The sequence below is a fragment of the Treponema sp. R6D11 genome (assembly GCF_054786075.1).
The window spans coordinates 1-1,970 of record NZ_BDHD01000261.1; the positions used below are offsets into that span (position 1 = coordinate 1).

A 1,970-nucleotide genomic window follows, 5' to 3' on the forward strand; every position below is an offset into this window, starting at 1 on the left:
GTATATTTATCTTCTTCCTGCTCAATAATGGGTGACAATATATCGTCTATATCTGAAGCGTCAGCTCCATCAACAACAAAGCTTAAACCCATCTCTAGAACATCACGCTGATTAGATTTTTTATAGTCAATTTTCTCTTCAATAGCCAATAAACCCTCTTTTCTTGCCTTGTAGGATAAAAGAAGCACCCTTGCTGCAACTCTTTTGTATTCGTTAAGAAATTCATCACGGGTCATATAACCTCCTTATTTGAAATAATCAACAACTACTTTTACTATGGCTAGCAAGACAATAAGAGAAACAGAAACAAAAGCAAGCAAAGCCCAAAGTTTCTTAAAATTGATCTCTTCCAGTTTCATAAAATCCTCCAGTTTTCTCCTTGTTAATTCGATAAATCTATCATAGAAATTCAGAAAAACAAGTCTGAATAGAAATATCTTTGGTATTATATTACACATTTTGGCATTTTTTTAAGCGCATGCAAAAGGCAAGAAAATATTGAAAATCATTAATTGATTAAGTTAAAGGGGTTAAATATAATAAATATGAATGTTTCGTTACCGAATCTGCTAGTTTCCGGCTCCGTCTTTTGTGTTCCAATGGTAGTGGTAGACCACTTTGATTAAGTGTTTATACTCTTCTAACCTAAACCATTTAATTACCTGTTCTTTTATCTGCTGTTCAAATTCTCTGGGAAAGTCTTCGCCTAAGTAAAGCTTAATCAAACCATCGCCGACTTCGATTCTTCCTCTCGGCTGGTCTCTAGGAAAGGTATGCAAATGATGTCCGCCTTGGGGCTGTACGTAAGACTTGTCCTGTAAATCTTTTTCCGTAAATTTTTGAAGACCCGTAATTTCCGTTAATTCTGAGCAGTCTTTTGAAAGCCAGAATATCCCCACACATGGTGAGTTAATAGGGGGCTCTTGTTGTTGTTTTGTGTTTATGAATGTATCCATGTTGAAGGGTGGGGGTGGATTGGTTTTGGTTTGGTTCATAGTTGGTAGTCCTTGTTATCAAGTTATGCTACTCGTAATATTATATTTTTTCAACTAGTTTGCGAAATGAAGAATAGCTTACAATATGAGGAAGTGCAATACTTGGGAGTAAAATATTGTCTACTTTTCTACTGACTTAATATCAAAACCCATCTTGCTTGCATTTTCAATAACGATGTTAGTGTTCCATAATGCCCAACCATTATTAACGACACACTTTACACCTCCGATGAGTACTGGCTCACCCTTCTTTTCATCAGTAAAATAATAGTCAGGGTATTTTTCAGGAACCTTGTCAAACTCAACGATATTTGGCTGGTAGGAACAAAAAAGACCTTTGAACAAGTCCTTCTCTATAGATTCTTTTGTAACCCCGTCCCTACAAGCTAATCTTTTCACCAACTCCAACACCAAACCCCTCTTTGTATACTTACCATCTCCATTTATACTGTATTTGGTATAATCCCTACCTTTTTTACTGATAAAATAAACGTCAGAAAAAACATAAAAGTTTGTACCACTTTTATAACGATTAAGAACTAGGACATTCAAACGAGTATCCCCAGATTTTTTCTCATCTTTAAGTAATTGATCTAAATCATCATCAATACCAGAACCAACTAAAACACCCATCCACTCATTTAAAACCTTGTCTTTTGTCTCATCCTTAAGCTTTTCTGCTGTCTCCTTTAAAAGACCATCATGACCAAAAAGATAGTCTTTTAATTGATTAAAATCATCCCTAGTAAGAACATCCTTCTTTAACTCAACAACAGTCAGAACCTCTTCATTGTAACAGGCAAGAATGTCGATACGACCCACCTTATCATTGTTTCTTTCCCATGAAACCTGCCTGCCAATTACCCTGACCTCATCGTCATCCTGTAACTTCAAAACAGAAGGATTCTCTAGAACGAAAGCCTCCATTAGGCTTTCCTTTGTAAACTTGTATGGTTCCATATCAAACCCATTAAC

At 35.8% G+C, this 1,970-nt stretch carries 2 protein-coding genes and 1 pseudogene; all 3 read right to left on the reverse strand.

The features are described 5' to 3' along the window. Window positions 1-236: pseudogene (locus ACYVTD_RS12025) on the reverse strand (hypothetical protein); the annotation flags it as partial. Window positions 237-569: 333 nt separating this feature from the next. After that, window positions 570-899 carry a hypothetical protein gene (locus ACYVTD_RS12030; protein ID WP_461247999.1) on the reverse strand — a complete coding sequence of 110 codons (330 nt, stop codon included), beginning with the start codon at window positions 897-899 and terminating at the stop codon, window positions 570-572. Window positions 900-1,115: 216 nt separating this feature from the next. Next, the coding region (locus tag ACYVTD_RS12035; protein ID WP_461248000.1) for a hypothetical protein at window positions 1,116-1,970 on the reverse strand (855 nt) is incomplete at its 5' end.